This window comes from Pseudochelatococcus lubricantis (assembly GCF_011762225.1).
GTDB lineage: Bacteria > Pseudomonadota > Alphaproteobacteria > Rhizobiales > Beijerinckiaceae > Pseudochelatococcus > Pseudochelatococcus lubricantis.
Genome location: NZ_JAASQI010000001.1, coordinates 378,657 through 396,038, shown reverse-complemented (window position 1 = coordinate 396,038; position 17,382 = coordinate 378,657). Strand labels below are relative to the sequence as shown.

The 17,382-nt window shown below is 66.5% G+C and carries 19 protein-coding genes and 1 tRNA gene; 11 read left to right on the top strand and 9 right to left on the bottom strand.

Features of this window, described 5'->3' with window-relative positions:
• Window positions 1–269 precede the first annotated feature (269 nt).
• The gene (locus tag FHS82_RS01715; protein WP_343042478.1) at window positions 270–1,658 is read left to right on the top strand and encodes a TolC family outer membrane protein; all 1,389 of its coding nucleotides are present in this window, start codon (window positions 270–272) and stop codon (window positions 1,656–1,658) included.
• A gap of 336 nt (window positions 1,659–1,994) precedes the next feature.
• Complete coding sequence (locus FHS82_RS01710) at window positions 1,995–2,570, top strand: PopZ family protein (protein WP_208394031.1); 576 nt, start codon at window positions 1,995–1,997, stop codon at window positions 2,568–2,570.
• A 16-nt stretch (window positions 2,571–2,586) separates the two neighbouring features.
• Here the strand turns inward: FHS82_RS01710 and FHS82_RS01705 are convergent, their stop codons facing one another.
• The 6 genes from FHS82_RS01705 to FHS82_RS01680 all read right to left on the bottom strand — a co-directional run bounded on the left by FHS82_RS01705 (window position 2,587) and on the right by FHS82_RS01680 (window position 8,049).
• Complete coding sequence (locus FHS82_RS01705) at window positions 2,587–3,285, bottom strand: ABC transporter permease subunit (protein WP_166948074.1); 699 nt, start codon at window positions 3,283–3,285, stop codon at window positions 2,587–2,589.
• Window positions 3,282–4,040 carry an amino acid ABC transporter permease gene (locus tag FHS82_RS01700; RefSeq protein ID WP_166948072.1) on the bottom strand — a complete coding sequence of 253 codons (759 nt, stop codon included), beginning with the start codon at window positions 4,038–4,040 and terminating at the stop codon, window positions 3,282–3,284. The genes FHS82_RS01705 and FHS82_RS01700 overlap by 4 nt, the downstream gene beginning before the upstream one ends.
• Before the next feature lie 189 nt (window positions 4,041–4,229).
• Complete coding sequence (locus FHS82_RS01695; protein ID WP_166948070.1) at window positions 4,230–5,039, bottom strand: ABC transporter substrate-binding protein; 810 nt, start codon at window positions 5,037–5,039, stop codon at window positions 4,230–4,232.
• Window positions 5,040–5,209: 170 nt separating this feature from the next.
• Window positions 5,210–6,028, bottom strand: coding sequence for a serine O-acetyltransferase (cysE, locus tag FHS82_RS01690; protein ID WP_166948068.1), 819 nt, complete (start codon window positions 6,026–6,028; stop codon window positions 5,210–5,212).
• Between the two features lie 223 nt (window positions 6,029–6,251).
• Window positions 6,252–7,076, bottom strand: a complete 825-nt coding sequence (locus FHS82_RS01685) for a siderophore-interacting protein (protein ID WP_166948066.1) — start codon at window positions 7,074–7,076, stop codon at window positions 6,252–6,254.
• Window positions 7,077–7,137: 61 nt separating this feature from the next.
• Window positions 7,138–8,049, bottom strand: a complete 912-nt coding sequence (locus FHS82_RS01680; protein WP_166948064.1) for an NAD(P)-dependent oxidoreductase — start codon at window positions 8,047–8,049, stop codon at window positions 7,138–7,140.
• 227 nt (window positions 8,050–8,276) lie between these two features.
• On the opposite strand from FHS82_RS01680, the gene apbC reads away from it, so the two are divergent.
• The 5 genes from apbC (at window position 8,277) to FHS82_RS01655 (ending at window position 12,095) form a co-directional block, all read left to right on the top strand.
• The gene (gene apbC / locus FHS82_RS01675; protein WP_166948062.1) at window positions 8,277–9,407 is read left to right on the top strand and encodes an iron-sulfur cluster carrier protein ApbC; all 1,131 of its coding nucleotides are present in this window, start codon (window positions 8,277–8,279) and stop codon (window positions 9,405–9,407) included.
• A gap of 113 nt (window positions 9,408–9,520) precedes the next feature.
• On the top strand, window positions 9,521–10,618 hold the full coding sequence (locus FHS82_RS01670) for a TRAP transporter substrate-binding protein (RefSeq protein ID WP_166948060.1): 1,098 nt from the start codon (window positions 9,521–9,523) through the stop codon (window positions 10,616–10,618).
• Window positions 10,619–10,652: 34 nt separating this feature from the next.
• Window positions 10,653–11,042 carry a gamma-butyrobetaine hydroxylase family protein gene (locus FHS82_RS01665; RefSeq protein ID WP_166948058.1) on the top strand — a complete coding sequence of 130 codons (390 nt, stop codon included), beginning with the start codon at window positions 10,653–10,655 and terminating at the stop codon, window positions 11,040–11,042.
• Between the two features lie 192 nt (window positions 11,043–11,234).
• Complete coding sequence (dksA, locus tag FHS82_RS01660; protein WP_166948056.1) at window positions 11,235–11,654, top strand: RNA polymerase-binding protein DksA; 420 nt, start codon at window positions 11,235–11,237, stop codon at window positions 11,652–11,654.
• Window positions 11,655–11,678: 24 nt separating this feature from the next.
• Window positions 11,679–12,095 carry a VOC family protein gene (locus tag FHS82_RS01655; protein WP_246224961.1) on the top strand — a complete coding sequence of 139 codons (417 nt, stop codon included), beginning with the start codon at window positions 11,679–11,681 and terminating at the stop codon, window positions 12,093–12,095.
• A gap of 56 nt (window positions 12,096–12,151) precedes the next feature.
• On the opposite strand, the gene FHS82_RS01650 is transcribed toward FHS82_RS01655, so the two are convergent.
• Entirely contained in the window at window positions 12,152–12,925 is a 774-nt protein-coding gene (locus FHS82_RS01650; RefSeq protein WP_166948054.1) for a 16S rRNA (uracil(1498)-N(3))-methyltransferase, read from the bottom strand.
• A 380-nt stretch (window positions 12,926–13,305) separates the two neighbouring features.
• Between FHS82_RS01650 and FHS82_RS01645 the strand changes: the two genes are divergently transcribed.
• Together FHS82_RS01645 and ubiA are read left to right on the top strand one after the other, a co-directional pair.
• Entirely contained in the window at window positions 13,306–13,806 is a 501-nt protein-coding gene (locus tag FHS82_RS01645) for a hypothetical protein (RefSeq protein WP_166948052.1), read from the top strand.
• Window position 13,807: 1 nt separating this feature from the next.
• A complete protein-coding gene (ubiA, locus tag FHS82_RS01640) occupies window positions 13,808–14,740 on the top strand; it encodes a 4-hydroxybenzoate octaprenyltransferase (protein WP_166948050.1) in 933 nt (310 codons plus the stop codon).
• Between the two features lie 171 nt (window positions 14,741–14,911).
• Here ubiA and FHS82_RS01635 read toward each other — a convergent pair.
• Window positions 14,912–14,986: transfer RNA gene (locus FHS82_RS01635), tRNA-Val, on the bottom strand.
• A gap of 154 nt (window positions 14,987–15,140) precedes the next feature.
• Window positions 15,141–15,854 (bottom strand): phosphoglycolate phosphatase, encoded by a 714-nt coding sequence (gene gph / locus FHS82_RS01630; protein WP_166948048.1) that lies wholly within the window; start codon window positions 15,852–15,854, stop codon window positions 15,141–15,143.
• A gap of 195 nt (window positions 15,855–16,049) precedes the next feature.
• On the opposite strand from gph, the gene FHS82_RS20880 reads away from it, so the two are divergent.
• Together FHS82_RS20880 and rpiA are read left to right on the top strand one after the other, a co-directional pair.
• On the top strand, window positions 16,050–16,634 hold the full coding sequence (locus tag FHS82_RS20880) for a hypothetical protein (protein ID WP_208394030.1): 585 nt from the start codon (window positions 16,050–16,052) through the stop codon (window positions 16,632–16,634).
• Window positions 16,635–16,711: 77 nt separating this feature from the next.
• Window positions 16,712–17,350: a ribose-5-phosphate isomerase RpiA gene (gene rpiA, locus FHS82_RS01620; RefSeq protein WP_246225025.1), complete on the top strand. Its 639-nt coding sequence runs from the start codon at window positions 16,712–16,714 to the stop codon at window positions 17,348–17,350.
• Window positions 17,351–17,382 lie beyond the last annotated feature (32 nt).

The window sequence follows — 17,382 nt, the reverse complement described above, 5'->3', positions numbered from 1 at the left end:
CGTGCCATTCCTCCTGCCGCCGGGCGCGGAACGCCTTGTATTTCAAAGGCTGAGGGATGCCGTCAGGGTGTCGTATTTTTGCTGCACCTTGCCTCAAACGGTGTGGCCGGGCGAAAGCGCTGTTCCAGCTTGTCGGGAAGCAAACTAGAATAGCCCTACGCGGGGGCGTCACTTTGTTAACTGGATTCGGGTAACCGGATCGGGCGGTTCGGCCGTCTTTTATGTGTTGAGCGAGTCGAACAAGTCATGAGCAAGTCGGGAAGGTGAACGTGAAACGCAACGGCAGAACCACCCGCGCGGCGGTATTCAGCGGTTTCTTCCTGATGGCGACGGCCCTGTCCGCGCCGGCTCAGGCGGAAACCATGCTAGGCGCGCTGGCCAAGGCCTACGCGGCCAATCCGACCCTGAACGCACAGCGCGCCACTCTGCGCGCCACCGATGAAAACCTGCCGCAGGCGCTGGCAGGCTATCGCCCCACTGTCAACGCCTCCGGCAGCACCTCGGTGGCCCGCACGGATACCCGCGTTCCCGGCAACAGAACGACCCACACCCTCTACCCGAGTTCGTTGGGCATCCAGATCGACCAGAACATCTTCGACGGCAATCGGACCCGCAACTCCGTGCGCGCAGCCGAATCGCAGGTCCTCGGCGGACGTGAGCAGCTTCGCAACACCGAGCAGTCCATCCTGCTGAACGGTGCCGCCGCATACATGAATGTGCTGCGCGACACCGCTGTCCTCAACCTCCAGCGCAACAACGTCGAGGTGCTCGTGGAGCAGCTCCGGCAGACGGAAGATCGCTTCAGTGTCGGCGAGGTGACGCGCACGGATGTCGCGCAGGCCGAGGCGCAGCTCGCCAGCAGCCGGGCGCAGGCGAGCCTTGCCGAGGCGAACCTGCGCACGAGCATCGCCATCTACCGCCAGTACATCGGCGAGACGCCGCGCCAGCTCGGCCCCGGCGTGGCCGCGGAGCGGCACCTGCCGAAATCCCTCGAACAGGCGATCCGCATCGGCCTTGCCGAGCATCCCGCCATCATCGCCGCGCTGCATGGCGTGGACGTGGCGGAGTTTCAGGTCAAGGTCGTCGAGAGCGCGCTCTATCCTCAGCTCGGCGTGAGTGCCGCCGTCACGCGCAACTTCGACGGCTCGGGCACGCGCGACAGCGTGATCACTTCCGGCACCCTCGTGGCGCAGCTTCGCGTTCCGATCTACGAAGGCGGCCTCGTCTACTCCCAGACGCGGCAGGCCAAGGAACAGGCGGGACAGCAGCGTCTGCAAGTGGACATCACCCGCGATCAGGTGCAGCAGGCCGTCGTTTCCGCCTGGGCCAATCTGGAAGCGGCGAAGCAGCGCATCACCGCCGCGCAGGCGGCCGTGGGGGCCAACGAGATCGCGCTTTCCGGCACGCGCGAGGAAGCCAAGGTCGGCCAGCGTACGACACTCGACGTGCTGAACGCGCAGCAGACGCTGCTGAGTTCGCGCGTGTCGCTGGTGACGGCGCAGCGCGACCGCATCGTGGCCTCCTACGAGGTGCTGAACGCCATCGGCCGGCTTTCGGCGGAGGGGCTTGGCCTCAAGGTCGCGCGTTACGACGCGAAGCGCCACTTCGAGCAGGTCAAGACCAAGTGGATCGGCACGAGCACGCCGGACGGGCGCTGACCGGCCGCCCGCATCGCTCTCCGGCGCCACCGGCATAAACCACGGCATCGCCGTGGTTTTTCATTTCAGGCGTCATGCCGCCGCGCCGGATGAAAAATGCCGTTCCGAAGAGAGGTATCAACGTTAAACTTTCGTTAACCTCTGTGCAGCCGAATCCTCGCAAGGTATTCTGCACGCAGCATGAGTATGATGAGGCCGTCCGGTCGGGCGCGAACGCACCGGACGTGGACAGAACAGGCAGGTCGGTCGATGAGCGCAGCAACGAGCCAGAGGCTTCAGCCGGTCCCGCGGGAGGTGCCCCGGGCCGGGAACGACAGGTTGGGTGTTGAGCCATCCATGGAGGAAATTCTCGCCTCGATCCGCCGCATCATCGCGGACGATCAGGCGCACTCCCTGCCCCCGCTCCAGCCCGACTCCCTCGGCCTCGACAGCAGCAGCATCACGTTCGACGACGATGTTTCGCCGGAGACGGAGGAATTGGAGCAGGTCGTCGCGCCCCAACCTGCCCCCGCGGCCAGAACCGACAAACCTGCCCGCGCCTCCGGCAACGAGGCCAGAGCGGCGGAGACGGTGAGCCCGCCGCCCGCCGCGCCTCCGGCAAGCCCGCCGCAGACCGCTGCGGCGCCCGCGAGCCGGCAGGCGGAAGAGCGCCTCGCCAGCGCGGATGACGCTGCCCGCCCTGCGCAGGACGACGAGCCGCTCCTGTCCACATCGGCCAATGCGACAGCGGCGTCCGCCTTCGAATCCCTGTCATCAGTCGTGCTCAGCCGCAATCCGCGCACACTGGACGATCTCGTACAGGACATGCTGCGGCCGTTGCTGAAAACCTGGCTCGACGAGAATCTGCCGCCGCTGGTCGAAAAACTCGTCCGGGCCGAGATCGAGCGCATCACCCGCGGCACCCGCCGATAACGCCGGCGCCGTTCCGTCAAACGCTGCGCGTGCGCGCTTCGGGCTCCGCTTCGCCCGCGATGGCGGTGGCGACGAGATCGAGCACACCGCAGATGACGAAATAGACGAACGCCACGAACAGGAAAATCTCGGCCGGATACACCATCGCGCGGTTATTCACCTGCGTCGCCACGAACGACAGCTCCGGCACGCCGATCACATAGGCAAGCGACGTATCCTTGATCAGCGAAATCCACTGATTGACGAAGGAAGGCGCCATGCGGCGCAGCGACTGCGGCAGGACGATCAGCCACAGCACGCGCCAGCGGCCGAGGCCGAGCGAAATGCCGGCTTCCCATTGCCCTCCGCCAACGCTGCGCAGCCCCGCCGCGACACTGTGCGCCAGATAGGCACCGCCGATGAGCGCCAGCGCGCAGACCACCGTCGTCAGTTCCGGCACCGAGAAGCCCAGCACGACGGGCAGCAGGAAGTAGGTCCAGAAAATCAGCATCAGCACGGGGATCGCGCGGAAGAACCCCAGAAACAGGATCAGCACGGAATGGACTGCGCCGCGCGACATGTACAGCCAGATGCCGAGCACGAGCCCGATTACCGCCGAAGCGACGCCCGACAGCAGGCTGAGCCACACCGTGAGCGCCGCCCCGCCGATGGGGCCTTGCGGCCACGCACCCCACAGAAGATAGGGCAGGTTGTTAAGGACAACGTCGAAATTCACGACAGCGCTCCCCGCCCATATTTCTTTTCGCGCCGGCGCTGCACCAGCTCCCCCGTACCCTCAATCACGGCCACGGCCAGAATGTAGAGCACGGTCGCGATGCCGAAGGCCTCGAACGTCTGGAAGGTTTCCGTCTCGACCTGCCGCGAGGCGTAGGACAATTCCGCCACGCCGATGGCCATCGTCAGCGACGAGTTCTTCACCGCGTTCATGTACTGGCCGAGCAGCGGCGCGAAGGCGTGGCGCGCGGCCTGCGGCACGACGACGAGGAAGAACACGAGCGCGGGAGAGAGGCCGAGTGAAAGGCCGCCCTCGCGCTGGCCCGCCGGCACTGCGCGCAGGCCGGCGCGAAACTCCTCGGCGATGAAGGCGGTCGTATAGAACGTGAGCGCGGTGAAGCCGGCCCAGAACTCGAACGACGGCAGCCTGAACGACAACCAAGTCTGCCCGCCAAAGCCCAGCACGACCGTATGCGGATTGTTGAACCAGTCGAGCAGCGGGGTCGGGAAGATTGCCGAACCGGCGAAATACCAGAAGAAGATTTGCACCAGCAGCGGCGTGTTACGGAACACGCCGAGATAGATGCGGGCAGGGACGTGAAGCACGGCGAGCGGGCTGATGCGCGCGGCGCAGAGCAGCACGCCGCCGAGCGTCGCAGCCACGCAGGCCGACGCCGACAGCAGAAGCGTGACGGCGAAACCCCACAACAGCCACTCAACGTAGATCGGTGCCAGTCCAAATGCAGCGAGGCTCATCGCAAATGCTTCTGTTCATGCCGCCACGCGCAACGGTGCGGCAGGATGCCGGGACGATATGCGCCATCAGTATCGCAGGAGGATGAAGCCCGGAAGCCGGCATCGCGGCCCGGGGCCGGAGACGCCGCCCAAGCGCGCGGCCGCGCGGAAAAATCTCCACGCGGCCGGATCGACAGGGCGGGACGATGGTCAATTGGTCTGCTTGTCGCCGATCTTGAACAGGCGCGGCAACGGCGTCTTGGTGTCGGGGCCGAACCAGGCGTCATAGATTGCCTGTGCCTTGCCGGCGGTTTCGAGTTCCGTCAGGGTCTCGTTCACGAACTCCACCAGCCGCTTTTCGCCCTTCGGGATGCCCACGCCGATGTAGTCGTTGGAGATGGTGAACTCGGGAATCTCGTAGTTCTCCTTGTCGGGCACGTTGGCGAGCAGGCCGACCAGCTTGGGGCCGTCCTGCGTGATGGCCTGCACGTTGCCGTTGCGCAGCGCCGTGAAGGCGAACGGCGTGTCGTCGTAGGAAATGATCGTGGCGCCCGGGAAGTCGCGGCGCAGCACGATTTCGTTCGTGGTACCCTTGTCCGCGCCGATGCGCAGGCTGTTCAACTGGTCCGGGGACTTCAGAACGCCCTTCTTGGCGAGGAACTGCTGGCCGGAGGAGAAGTAGGGAACGCTGAAATCGACCTGCTTGGCGCGCTCCTCGGTGATGGTGAAGTTCGCCAGCACGAGATCGACGTTGCCGGAAGTCAGCAGCGGGATGCGGTTGGCGGGATTCGTCGGGCGCAGCTCAAGCTTCACGCCAAGCTTGTCGGCAAACGCCTTGGCATAGTCCACATCGAGCCCGACGATCTGGCGGGACTTCTCGTCGACGTAGCCGAAGGGCGGATTGCTGTCGAAGGCCGCCACGCGCAGGACGCCGGCCTTCTTGATGTCGTCCAGGCGGTCAGCATGCGCGGCGCCGCCGACGAACACGGCGGCCAGCAGAACAAGTGCACCAAGCTTCATGATACTTCCCTCGAAATGGCCGGCGCGGCGAGGCAGGGGCCGTAGCGCCTCCGTTCTCGCTACGCGGCAATAAACTTCATAGATAATGTAGGCTACAGATAAAAAGTCAATTATCCGATGGTATTTAAAATATATTACATTTTATTTTTGTTATTTATGTCCGGCAGATTTTACAAGCCCACGTCGTAGAACATCTGGTTCATGGCCTGCGACGGCTCTTCCGCGCCCGCTGAACCGACGACGCGGGCGGGACTGCCGGCCACGGTTGTGCGCGGCGGCACGGACGACAGCACGACGGCCCCCGCGCCGACACGCGCGCGCTCGCCCACCTCGATGTTGCCGAGAATTTTCGCGCCCGCGCCGATCAGCACGCCGCTGCGCACCTTGGGGTGGCGGTCGCCGAGCCCTTTGCCGGTGCCGCCCAGGGTGACCCCTTGCAGGATGGAGACATTATCGGCGATCTCGGCCGTTTCACCGACCACGAAGCCCGTGGCGTGATCGAGGAAGATGCCCCGGCCCATGCGCACGGCGGGGTGGATGTCGGTCTGGAACACCTCGGAGGAAACGCTCTGCAGATGACGGGCGAAGTCGCGCCGGCCGCTCTTCCACAGCCAGTGCGCCAGCCGGTGTGCCTCGATGGCGTGGAAACCCTTGAAGTACAGCATCGCGTCAATGTAACGCCCCACAGCCGGGTCACGCTCGATGACCGCCACCAGATCGGAACGAAAGGCCGTCTTGATATCGGGGTCGGCGCGCAGCGCCTCCGTATAGGCGGCACGAATCAGTTCCGCGGACACGATGCCGCGGTCGAGCCGCTGCGCGATGCGATAGGCCAGCGCATCCTCAAGCGTCTGATGGCCGAGAATGGAGGCGTAGACGATGGTGGCGAGTTCCGGCTCCCGCCGGACGACGTCATGCGCCTCGGCCTGCACCTTGCGCCATAGCCAGTCCGTCACGCGCGGGCCGCTTTCTCTCGCTTCGACGCTCATGCCCGAATGCCCTTGCCCGAAGCGACCGCCGCGACAATAGCCATGTCAATCCGCCCTTTCAGATAATTCCACAAACTGGCTCAAATTTTTGTCTGTAGATTTTATATACTAATAAGGCAACAGACAATGGCGTTCTGACACGCCGGGCGAAATGTTCGCCATATCCGCCCGGCGCGGGAAAGCGCTTCAGATGATAACGGAATGCAGCGCGGCAGGCTGCCGCTCAGTCGTCGTGCTCCTCATGGGCGTTGGCGACGCCGCGCTTCCAGTAGCCGGAGGCCTTCAGCCATGCCTTGGGATGGCCGCGCTCCCTGAGGAAGTGCTCCCGCAGCCGCCGCGCAACGGTGGATTCGCCCGCGATCCATACGTAGCCCTCGCCCGCCGGCAGGGTGAGGGCCGCGGCGGCGGTCTCCAGCACCGCGCCCGCCGCCCGGCCATCGCGGTAAAGCCAGTGCAGGTCAAGCCCGATCCGCTGCGGCACAGCCTGCTCCTCGCCCGCATCCGCCACCTCCGCGAGCACGATGGCGGGGGCAGCCGGACGCAGTTCCTCCAGCCGCCGGGCGATGGCGGGCCATGCGGTCTCGTCGCCGATGAACAGGTACCAGTCGAAATCGTCGGGCACGACAAACGACCCCCGTGGCCCCGCGACGCCGATGCGCTGGCCGGGGGCCGCCGCCCGCGCCCAGTCGCTGGCCGGGCCGGTTTCGTGCAGGGCGAAATCGATGTCGAGTTCGCCAGCCGCGGCATCGAAGCGCCGCGGCGTGTAGTCGCGCGCCGTGGGGCGGGCGTTCTCGTCCACGAGCACGCGCCCCTCCGCCGTTATGGTCGGCAGAATCGGCAGCGCTTCCCCGTCGCGCGGGAAGAACAGCTTGACGTGATCGTCATGCGCCGCGCTGAGGAAGCCGGCAAGCTCGTCGCCCGCCAGCGTGACGCGCACCATGTTGGGCGTCAGATGCCGCGCGGCGCGCACAGTGGCCAGGCGGACGCGCAGCGAATGACGGACGCGCTCGACCTGATGGCGCCCTGGCGCCTGATCGGTGGAATTCATTTCCCGACACTGCCTTTCATGTCTCAAATCCCTGCCGGACACTCTCGCCCGGCGGGCGCCCTCAGCGCTCCAGGCGAGCGATAAGGCTCGACGTGTCCCAGCGGCTCCCGCCGAGCGACTGCACCTCGGAATAGAACTGGTCGACCAGCGCCGTCAGCGGCAGGTGCGCACCGTTGCGGCGCGCCTCGTCGAGGCAGATCGCGAGGTCCTTGCGCATCCAGTCCACCGCGAAACCGAAGTCGAATTCGCCCTTCGCCATGGTGCCGGCGCGGTTTTCCATCTGCCACGACTGGGCGGCGCCCTTCGAGATGGTGGCGATGACGGCGTCGATGTCGAGACCCGCGCGCTTGCCGAAGTGGACGGCTTCCGCCAGCCCCTGCACGACGCCGGCGATGCAGATCTGGTTGACCATCTTGGCGAGCTGCCCGCTGCCGACGGGGCCGAGCAGCCGCACGGCCTGCGCATAGGCGCCGATCACGGGTTCGGCACGGGCGAAATCGTCGGGTGCGCCACCGCACATCACGGTGAGCACGCCCTTCTCCGCACCGGATTGCCCCCCCGACACGGGCGCATCGATGAAGCCGATGCCGCGCTCCTCCGCGATAGCCGCGAGTTCCCGCGCCACGGCGGCGGAGGCCGTCGTATGGTCGACGAACAGGGCGCCCGGCGCGAGGCCGGCAAAGGCACCGCCCTCGCCGATCGTCACGGCGCGCAGGTCGTCGTCGTTGCCCACGCAGGAGAACACGATATCGCGGCCCTGCGCGGCTTCTTCGGGCGTCGGCGCGGCGCGGCCGCCGTTTTCGGCCAGCCATGCATCGGCCCTGGCCGGCGAGCGGTTGTAGACGACGACATCATAGCCCGCCGCCGCCAGGTGGCGCGCCATTGGAAAGCCCATGACGCCAAGGCCGAGGAAGGCCACCTTCACCGAGGAGATCCCGGTGTGCGCATCGCTTGCTACTGTTGCCTGCGTCATTGGTCTGTTCTCCTGTCGTAGACCTCAGGTGCCGATACACCGTAAACCGGCGGGAGGGAAGCGGCGGCTTGCATGCGATCGCCGTCCGTGCTTCGAGAGATGCCAGCCTGGAAAGATGATGAACTTGCCGGCCCGTCGTTCCCTGTTATCGTCGGCTTGCCGCGAAATCGCAACAGCGAGGACAGGCCCGGCCGAAGCAGCACCGCAGAACGGAATGGAAGCAGAAGATGGTGACACAGGACCCGACGACGGACAGGATACTCGCCGCGCTTGCGGCGGTGCCCGGGCCCGACGGCCGCACGCCCCTTCCCCGTTCGGACGCGCTGTCGGAAATCGTCGTCCATAAGGGCACGGTGTACTTCGCCATCCACGTCGACGCAGCGCGCGCCGCCCAGTTCGAGCCGTTGCGTCTGGCGGCGGAGAATGCCGTGCGCGCCATCCCCGGCGTGGCGGGCGTGCTCGTGTCGCTGACCGGCGAGAAGCCCGCCGGCGGCGAGCCCCCCGCCCCCGGGGAGCGGCAACCGGGGCCGCGCGCCCGCGCCGCCACCACGAAGGCCGGAGTGCCCGGCGTCCGGCACATCGTCGCGGTGGCGAGCGGCAAGGGCGGTGTCGGCAAGTCGACGACAGCCGCCAATCTGGCGCTGGCGCTGGCACGCCTCGGCCACAGGGTCGGCATTCTGGATGCCGATATCTACGGCCCGTCGCTGCCCAAGCTGTTCGCCCTCGCGGACAGCAAGCCCGAGGTCGAGGAGGGGCGCATCCTGAAGCCGCTGGAGGCGCACGGCCTGCGGCTGATGTCGATCGGCTTCCTCGTGGATCAGGAAGCGGCCATGATCTGGCGCGGACCGATGGTGATGTCCGCCCTGCAGCAGATGCTGCGCGAGGTCGCCTGGGGCGATCTCGACATTCTCGTCGTCGACATGCCGCCCGGCACGGGCGACGCGCAGCTCACCATGGCGCAGACGGTGCCGCTGTCCGGCGCGGTCATTGTTTCCACCCCGCAGGACCTCGCGCTGATCGATGCGCGCCGGGGCGTCACCATGTTCGAGCAGGTCGCGGTGCCGGTGCTGGGCATCGTCGAGAACATGTCTTACTTCATCTGCCCGCACTGCGGCGAGCGTTCCGACATCTTCGGCCACGGCGGCGCGCGGGCGGAAGCGCAGCGGCGCGGCGTGCCCTTCCTTGGCGAGATAGCCCTCGACATGACGATCCGCGCCACCTCGGACAGTGGCTCCCCGGTGGTCGTGTCCGCGCCGGACGGCCCCCACGCGCAGGCCTATCTCGCCATCGCCCGCCGCATCGTCGACGGCCTGGAAACGGCCGGCCGGCCGGCGCCGCGAATCGTCATCGAGCGCTGAACGACGCCCCGCCGCGCAGGCCGTTCACTCAGGGTTAGAAACTGCCTGCTATGGCTGTCCGCACGGGCATGGTCCGGCGCCGCGCCGGGCGGAACAGACGGGAGACGAAAGCCATGAAGCGACGCCAGTTTCTGCGGGTCGGCGGCCTCGCCGCCGCGGCGGGTGCGGTTGCTCCCGCCTTGGCATCCGCACAGACGCCGGACGCCAAGGCCGACACTCCCGTTATCTGGCAACTGGCGTCGGATTTCCCGGATGCCCTCGACATTCCCCGCTCGGGCGTGGAGACGCTGGCGTCCGCGCTCGCCGACATCACCGACGGCGCTTTCCGCATCGAGCCGGCGCGGGACGACAAGCGCAAAACCCCCGCGCTCGACGCCGCACGCGAGGGCCGGGTGCAGATCGCCTATACGACGACCGCGCTCTACGTGGAGCGCGATCCCGTGTTCGCCATCGGCGCAGGCCTGCCCTTCGGGCCGAACGCGCGCCAGTTCAACGCCTGGCTGCTGCACCAGCATGGGCTCGACCTCCTCAACGACAGCTATCGCCCGCACGGCCTGCGCGTGCTGCCCGGCGGGAACACCGGCGCGCTCACCGGCGGCTGGTTCACGAAGGAGATCGGCAGCGTGGCCGATTTCGCCGGCCTTCGGGTCAGCGTGCCGGGCCTCGGCGGGCCGATGCTCGCGCGCTTCGGCGCGTTGCCGCAGACCCTGTTCCCGACCGATCTCGCCGCCGCGTTTCAGCAGTCGCGCCTCGATGTCGCCCTGTGGAGCGGCCCCCACGACGACGAAAGGCTGAGGCTGCACAAGTCCGCACCCTTCTACTACTATCCGGGCTGGCAGGGTGCCTCTCAACTGAGCTTCCTCGTGAATGCCGATGCCTGGAACGCGCTGGCGAAGCCACATCAGGCGGCGCTGACGGCCGCCGCCGCCCGCACGCACGACATGGTGCAGGCGGCCTACGACGCGCGTAACTCCCCCGCGATCAAGCGGCTGGTCGCAGGTGGCGCGAAGCTGAAGCCGATGCCGCAGACGGTGCTGACGGAACTCCTCAAGGCGACCGATTCTCTCGCCGAAAATCTCGGCGCCAGCAATGCCGCCTTCCGCACGCTTTACGACTCGGTCAGGCTTTTCCGCACCGATACCTATTTGTGGTGGCAGGTGGCGGAGTATACATATGACAATTTCATGATCCGCGCCCGCGCGCAGGGATAGAGCAGCCTGCCCCGGCAACAGGGAGAAACGGTCCATGCCAAGCCACTGGCCCAGCGAATTGCGCCTTTCCCGCGACCGCGCGATGCTGACCGTGACGTTCGACGACGCCGCGTTCCGCCTCCCGGCGGAATATCTCCGGGTATCGAGCCCCTCGGCGGAGGTGCGCGGCCACGGCCCGGGACAGGCGGTCACCGTCTCCGGCAAGCGGGAAGTCGCCATCCTCGGCGTGGAGCCCGTCGGCCGCTATGCCGTCAAGCTGGTGTTCGACGACATGCACGCCAGCGGCATCTACACGTGGGACTACCTCCACGAACTCGGCCGCGACCAGACGGCGCGGTGGGAGGCCTATCTCGCGGAACTCGCCACGAAAAACCTCTCGCGCGATCCGCCCGTGCGCGGGAGCACACCGCGAGCGCCGCGCTGAGCGCCCGCCATGCGCATGCGCGGCAAGCCCTTCTCCGGAGTTCCTGAAGCGGCATCTGAAAATGCGCCCCGTTCGTCAATCAAGACAAAAAGATTACATTAAAGAACGTTGTCGGAAACGCACGGGGTCGTTATATAGACGCAGCCATGGAATGGTCCTGGCGCTGTCGAATGTGAAGAGCATTAGCTGCGCATGTCTGATACGCTGATTGACGAAGGCTATCGCCCGACCGAAGACGAGCCGTTCATGAACGATCGGCAACGTGAGTATTTCAGACGTAAATTGATGGCATGGAAAGAGGATATTCTGCGCGAGAGCCGGGAAACTCTTGCAGCGTTACAGAGCGAGAACGAGAACCACCCCGACATCGCCGACCGCGCTTCCTCCGAAACCGACCGTTCCATTGAGTTGCGTGCCCGCGATCGCCAGCGTAAGCTCATTTCGAAGATCGATGCCGCCCTGGGGCGCATCGACGACGGCACCTATGGCTATTGCGAGGAAACGGGCGAACCTATCTCGCTCAAGCGTCTCGAAGCCCGCCCCATCGCCACCCTGTCCATCGAGGCCCAGGAACGTCACGAGCGCAACGAGCGCGTCTACCGCGACGACTGAGCAACCGCGAGCACCGGAGCAACCATGGCGACAAATCAGCACACCTCCGCGAAGCTCGTGCACGCGATGGTGCGCGTGCTTGACGAGAGCCGCTCGCTGGCCTTCTACGAGAAGGCATTCGACCTCAAGCCCGCCGATCGCATCCAGTTCGACGATTTCACGCTGATCTACCTGCGCAATGCCGCCAGCCCCTTTGAACTCGAACTGACGGTCAACCACGATCGCACGGCGCCCTACACGCCCGGTGACGGCTACGGGCATCTCGCGGTCGTGGTGGAGGACCTCGACGCCGAACGCGCGCGTCTAGACGAAGCCGGGCTTGCGCCGGGCCCGATCCGCGCGCTGAACCACGCCGGCACGCCGCTTGCGCGCTTCTTCTTCATTCAGGACCCCGACGGCTACAAGATCGAGGTCATCGAGCGAGCCGGGCGCTTCGCCTGAACGGCCGGCTCGATCTCCGGAAGCGGACGCCGCTAGAGACAGGGCGGGATGGCGCTTCAGCCGGAAGCCGCCTCGTTCCCGCACCAGTCGCCGAGCACCGCCTGCACAACGGCAAGAGCGGCCACTGCCGCCGTATCCGCGCGCAGGATGCGCGGGCCGAGCGACAGCCGCACCGTATCGGGACGCGCGAGAATCAGATCGCGCTCCGCCTCGTCGAACCCGCCTTCCGGACCGATCAGCACGGCTATTCCGGCGTGCGCCCCCTCCTCCCGGGCCTGCGCAAGTGCCGCGACGGCATTCGCCACCGGCGCGCCCTCATCGCAGAACACGAGCAGCCGCCCCGGTTCGAGCCGCGCCAGCGCATCGTCGAGGCGCGCCGGCTCGCGCACGGCGGGAATGGCGAGGATGCCGCACTGCTCGGCCGCCTCGACGGCATTGGCCTCCATGCGTTCCAGATTGACGCGGGAGACCTGCGTGCGGCGCGTCAGCACCGGCGCCAGCACGCTGGCGCCCATTTCCACCGCCTTCTGCACCATGTAATCGAGCCGCGCGTGCTTCAGCGGGGCGAACAGGCAGAGGAGATCGGACCCAGGCGGCTGCGGGCGCGTCTGCTTTTCCGGCATCAATCCCGCGACCCTGCGCCCGCCCTGCTCGACGCGCGCAAGCCACTCGCCGTCGCGTCCGTTGAAGATCAGCACCCCGTCGCCGGAAGACAGGCGCAAGACGTTGCCCAGATAGTTGGCCTGCGCCTTGTCGAGCGCAATCGCCTCGCCCGCGGCAATCGCTGCCTGGACGAAAAGCCGCGGCGCCGAAAAATCGTAATCGCTCAAGATGTCTCCCTGCCGTATGCGGCGGACATGTGGACTGCGTGTCCGCCTGACTATCGCCGGCCCGGTACGGCGTCAAACCGAAAAGCCCCCGCCCGACCGGCCTTCGTCTCCGGTGAGGGAATAGCGATGCCCGTCCGCCGCATCAAATTTTCCCGCTGGCCGCGAACTCGCGCAACAGTGTATTGTGAGACGGCGTGCATTGCCTATGTTACAGGACGGAAGTGCCGCTGAAGGAACTGGCGACGGATGTTCCGGTGCGGTAAACTTGCATAATCGCATTTGCCCGCCGCGGAAAGCAGGGTATGACGACTGCAGTGGATCGGCGTCGGGGGCGCGGTTTGTCTATTGGTTGTTTTCGTCATGATCGGAGAGGGTGGAATATGAAGCGAGCCGCTATCCTTTGCGTGCGGATCGGGGCGGTCGTTGCAGTGGTGCTGTCCTCAGCCTCTCTCGTCGGGGGAACCGTGCAGGTCGCGCATGCACAGGCATCGAGCTGCCAGAAGATTTCGACCTATCTGGAGGATCGCAAGGCACTCGTCGCGCGGATCAACAAGCTCGGCAAGCGCCCAAACCCCAAAGCGGCCTGTTCGCTGTTCGGCAGTCTGGTGTCGAACGGCAGCGCCACGCTGAAATGGCTTGAGAGCAACAAGGACTGGTGCCAGATTCCCGACCAGTTCATCCAGGGTTTCAAGGCCGACAACGCCAAGGCCGTGCAGATCCGGGGGCAGGCCTGCAAGGCGGCCACCCAGCAGGCCACCATGGAAAAGCGTGCGCGCGAAGTCCAGCGGCAACAACAGCAGCAGAGCCAGTCGCCCATGCTGGGCGGCAGCGCCGGCGACCCTGTGACCGGCCAGATAAGAATTCCGCAAGGCGCGCTGTGACATGACCCGCGCCGACCAGCCGCTGCCGGACGCCCGGCCCGACAACTGGGTTGACAGGCACGCGCCGGTTCAGTGGCGCCCCTACCTGCGTCTCGCGCGGATCGAGCGGCCCATCGGCAGTTGGCTGCTGTTGCTGCCGTGCTGGTGGTCGTCGGCGCTCGCCTCGGGAGCCTTCGGCCTTTATCCGGATGTCTGGCACCTGATGCTGTTCATCGTCGGCACGGTCGCCATGCGCGGCGCGGGCACGACCTACAACGACATCGTCGACCGCGATCTCGACGCGCAGGTGGCGCGCTCGCGCCATCGCCCCCTGCCTGCGGGGCAGGTGAGCGCGAAGCAGGCGCTCCTGTTCCTCATCGGGCTCTGCCTGCTCGGGCTGTGCGTGCTGCTGCAATTCAACCGCCCCACCATCATTCTCGGCTTTTCCTCGCTCATTATTGTCGCCGCCTATCCGTTCATGAAGCGCATCATGCCGATCCCACAGCTCGTGCTCGGCCTCGCCTTCGCCTGGGGCGGCCTCGTGGGATGGTCGGCGATAGCGGGCAGCGTCGACACGCCCGCCATCCTGACCTATGCCGCCGCGATTCTGTGGACCATCGGCTACGACACGATCTACGCGCTGCAGGACATCGAGGACGACGCCATCGTCGGTATCAAGTCCTCCGCCCGGCTGTTCGGCGCGCGCGTGCGTCAGGGGATAGCGGCCTGCTACGCTGCGGCCGCCGTGCTGGTGTTCGGCGCGCTGATCTCCGCCGGAGCGGGCCTCGCCGCCTATGTCGGGCTGGCGCTGTTCGCCGCGCATCTCGCCTGGCAGGTCAAATCCCTTGATCCGGCCAACGGCGATCTGGCACTGACGCTGTTCAAATCGAACCGCGACGCCGGCCTTCTCCTCTTCGCCGGCATTGCCGCCGACGCCATCCTGCGCGCGGGTTGAGCGACAGCACGGATCAACCTCAAGACATCGGCAGCCGTCCACACCGGCCGGCAAGAAGCTGGGCGGGGATGCTGGCTTTTGTGCGTTGCGCAGGATGGTAACGGGCTTCAAACGCCCGCTCCAGCGCGCGCAGCCAACGCCTCAGGAAACTTTATATCTGCAGGCTTTGGATGGTGGGCGGTACAGGGTTTGAACCTGTGACCCCTGCCGTGTGAAAGCAGTGCTCTACCGCTGAGCTAACCGCCCATCCAGATCATGCTGCCGTCCCGCTGCCGATGACGAGCATCGCGTCATCCAGCGAGGTACCGGGTATAAAGCATGAAGCTCCCCGCCTGTTTGCTGCGCGGAGCGTGTGACATGCCTTCTAAGAAGCTCCGTGCCTTCCGTCAAGCGGTCTCGTTCATGAAAGCGTCGTTTTCGGCTGCTTTTGGCCGTAACCGGTGATTTCCACCGCCGCTGTCCACAGATCGTCGAAATGGTTGATCAGCCGGTCGGGCGCCAGTTCGGCCACCGGGATGTCGCTGTAGCCGAAAGGCACGGCCACGACCGGGATGCCGGCAGCGCGCGCGGTCTTGATGTCGGTCTGCGAATCGCCCACCATGATCGCCTGTCGCGGCGATCCCCCGGCGCGTTCGATCGTGAGTGTCAGGTGGCGCGGGTCGGGCTTGAAATAGGGGAAGGTGTCGCGGCCGCAGATGGCCGTGAAGCGGTCGGCAATGCCGAGCAGATCGAGCAACTGCAGCGAGTGATTCTCGTATTTGTTGGTGCAGACGGCCAGTATCCAGCCCGCATCGGCGAACCTGTCGAGCGATTCCGTGACGCCGGGAAACAGCGTCGTGTGGTCGTTGAGGTGCTCGCCGTAGTGGGCGAGGAAGGAACGGAACATCCGCTCCAGCCGGGCATCGTCAATCGTGGTGTGGCCGGCCACCTGCAGGCCGCGCTGGATGAGCGAACGCGCACCCGCGCCGATCAGGTCGCGCGCCTCCGCGACGCCGAGCGGCGGCACGTCCTCTTCAGTCAGCACCGCGTTGAGGGCCGCGATGAGATCGGGCGCCGTATCGGCAAGCGTGCCATCGAGGTCGAATACGGCAATCGGGCGCTCATTGTCGGACATGGTCGGATTTCGTCGCTGTATGAGGGAAGGAACGTCGCGCGGACTATAGGCGCTGCGCGGGCGGCCGGCAACAGCGCTAAACCGGCGCCGATGCTGCCGGCATCCTGTGGAATCCGCGTCCGGTGGCTGACGGCGGAGGCGAGGAATGCTATGAACGGCCGGTCGGGCCGCCGGGCGTTCACGGGCGAACGTGCCATGACGGACATCTTCTTGAGAGGCACCTTCATGACGGACACTTGTCGATCGCCCACTTATCGATCGCTGCCCATAGAGACGGCATCCCCGGCGGATGGCCGCCGCCGCGCCTCAGCCTGTCTGCCGTTGGCATCCAGGGTATTGGGCGGCGTCTTCGCGCTCGTCCTGCTGAGCGGTGCGGCGCCTTTCGCCTTCGCGCCCGCGCCGCAGGCGGACCTGAACCGCATCTACCGCGTCAACACGGCGACGGGAGAGGTCGGCGCCTGCCAGTACGGCCTGAAGGAAGGCACGATCGGCGTCACCTTCTGTTTCCCGGCCGGCGAGGGCGCGGGGCCGCAGGCACTCGGCGAATACGGGCTGGTTCCCTCCAACCACACGCGCGAGAGCGGCGTTTTCCGGGTGAACTACCGCACGGGCGAGATCAGCAGCTGCTATGTGTTCAACATCCACGTGGTCTGCACGCCCCAGTTGAGCGCCGCCGACAAGTCCGGCCCTGCCGCCCCCGGCCAGGCCGGAACGCAGTCGCAGACGGACATCTCCAACGGCAACCACGCGCCGCAGCCCCCCACCACCCCGGCCCAGTAACCGCAGGAGGATGCCGAGTGAGCGAAACCTTGAAGCGCGAGGCCGCCGCGCGCGCCATCGAACTCGTGGAACCAGGCATGCGGCTGGGGCTTGGCACCGGTTCGACCGCGCGCCATTTCGTCGCACTGCTGGGCGATCGCGTCCGCCAGGGCCTTCATGTCGTCGGCGTTCCCACCTCGGAGGAGACCCGCGCCCAGGCGGAGGCGGAGGGCATCCGCCTGACCACGCTCGACGAGACGCCGCGGCTCGACCTCACCGTTGACGGCGCGGACGAGCTCGACGACCGCCTGCGCCTCATCAAGGGCGGCGGCGGCGCGCTGCTGCGCGAAAAGATCGTGGCCGCCGCCAGTGCCCGCATGGTGGTCATCGCCGATGCCTCGAAGCGCGTCGCCGGCCTCGGCCGCTTCCCGCTGCCCGTCGAGGTCGTGCCCTTCGGCCTCGCGGCGACGCAGGCGGCGGTGGAAAAGATCGCGGCGCACTTCGGCAGCCAGGGCGCCGTGACGTTGCGCCGCGCGGGCGCCGTCCCCTTCGTCACCGACGGCGGCCATTACATCCTCGACATCGCGTTCGGCGTCATCCACGAGCCAGAGACGCTCGCGACCGCGCTCAATGCCGTCCCGGGCGTCATGGAGCACGGTCTCTTCATCGGGATGTGCTCGACGGCGTTTCTCGCGACGGAAGGGGGCGTCGTCGTCATCGAGAACAGCGCGGGCTGATCCCGCATCCGCACGCAGATCGGGCCATCATC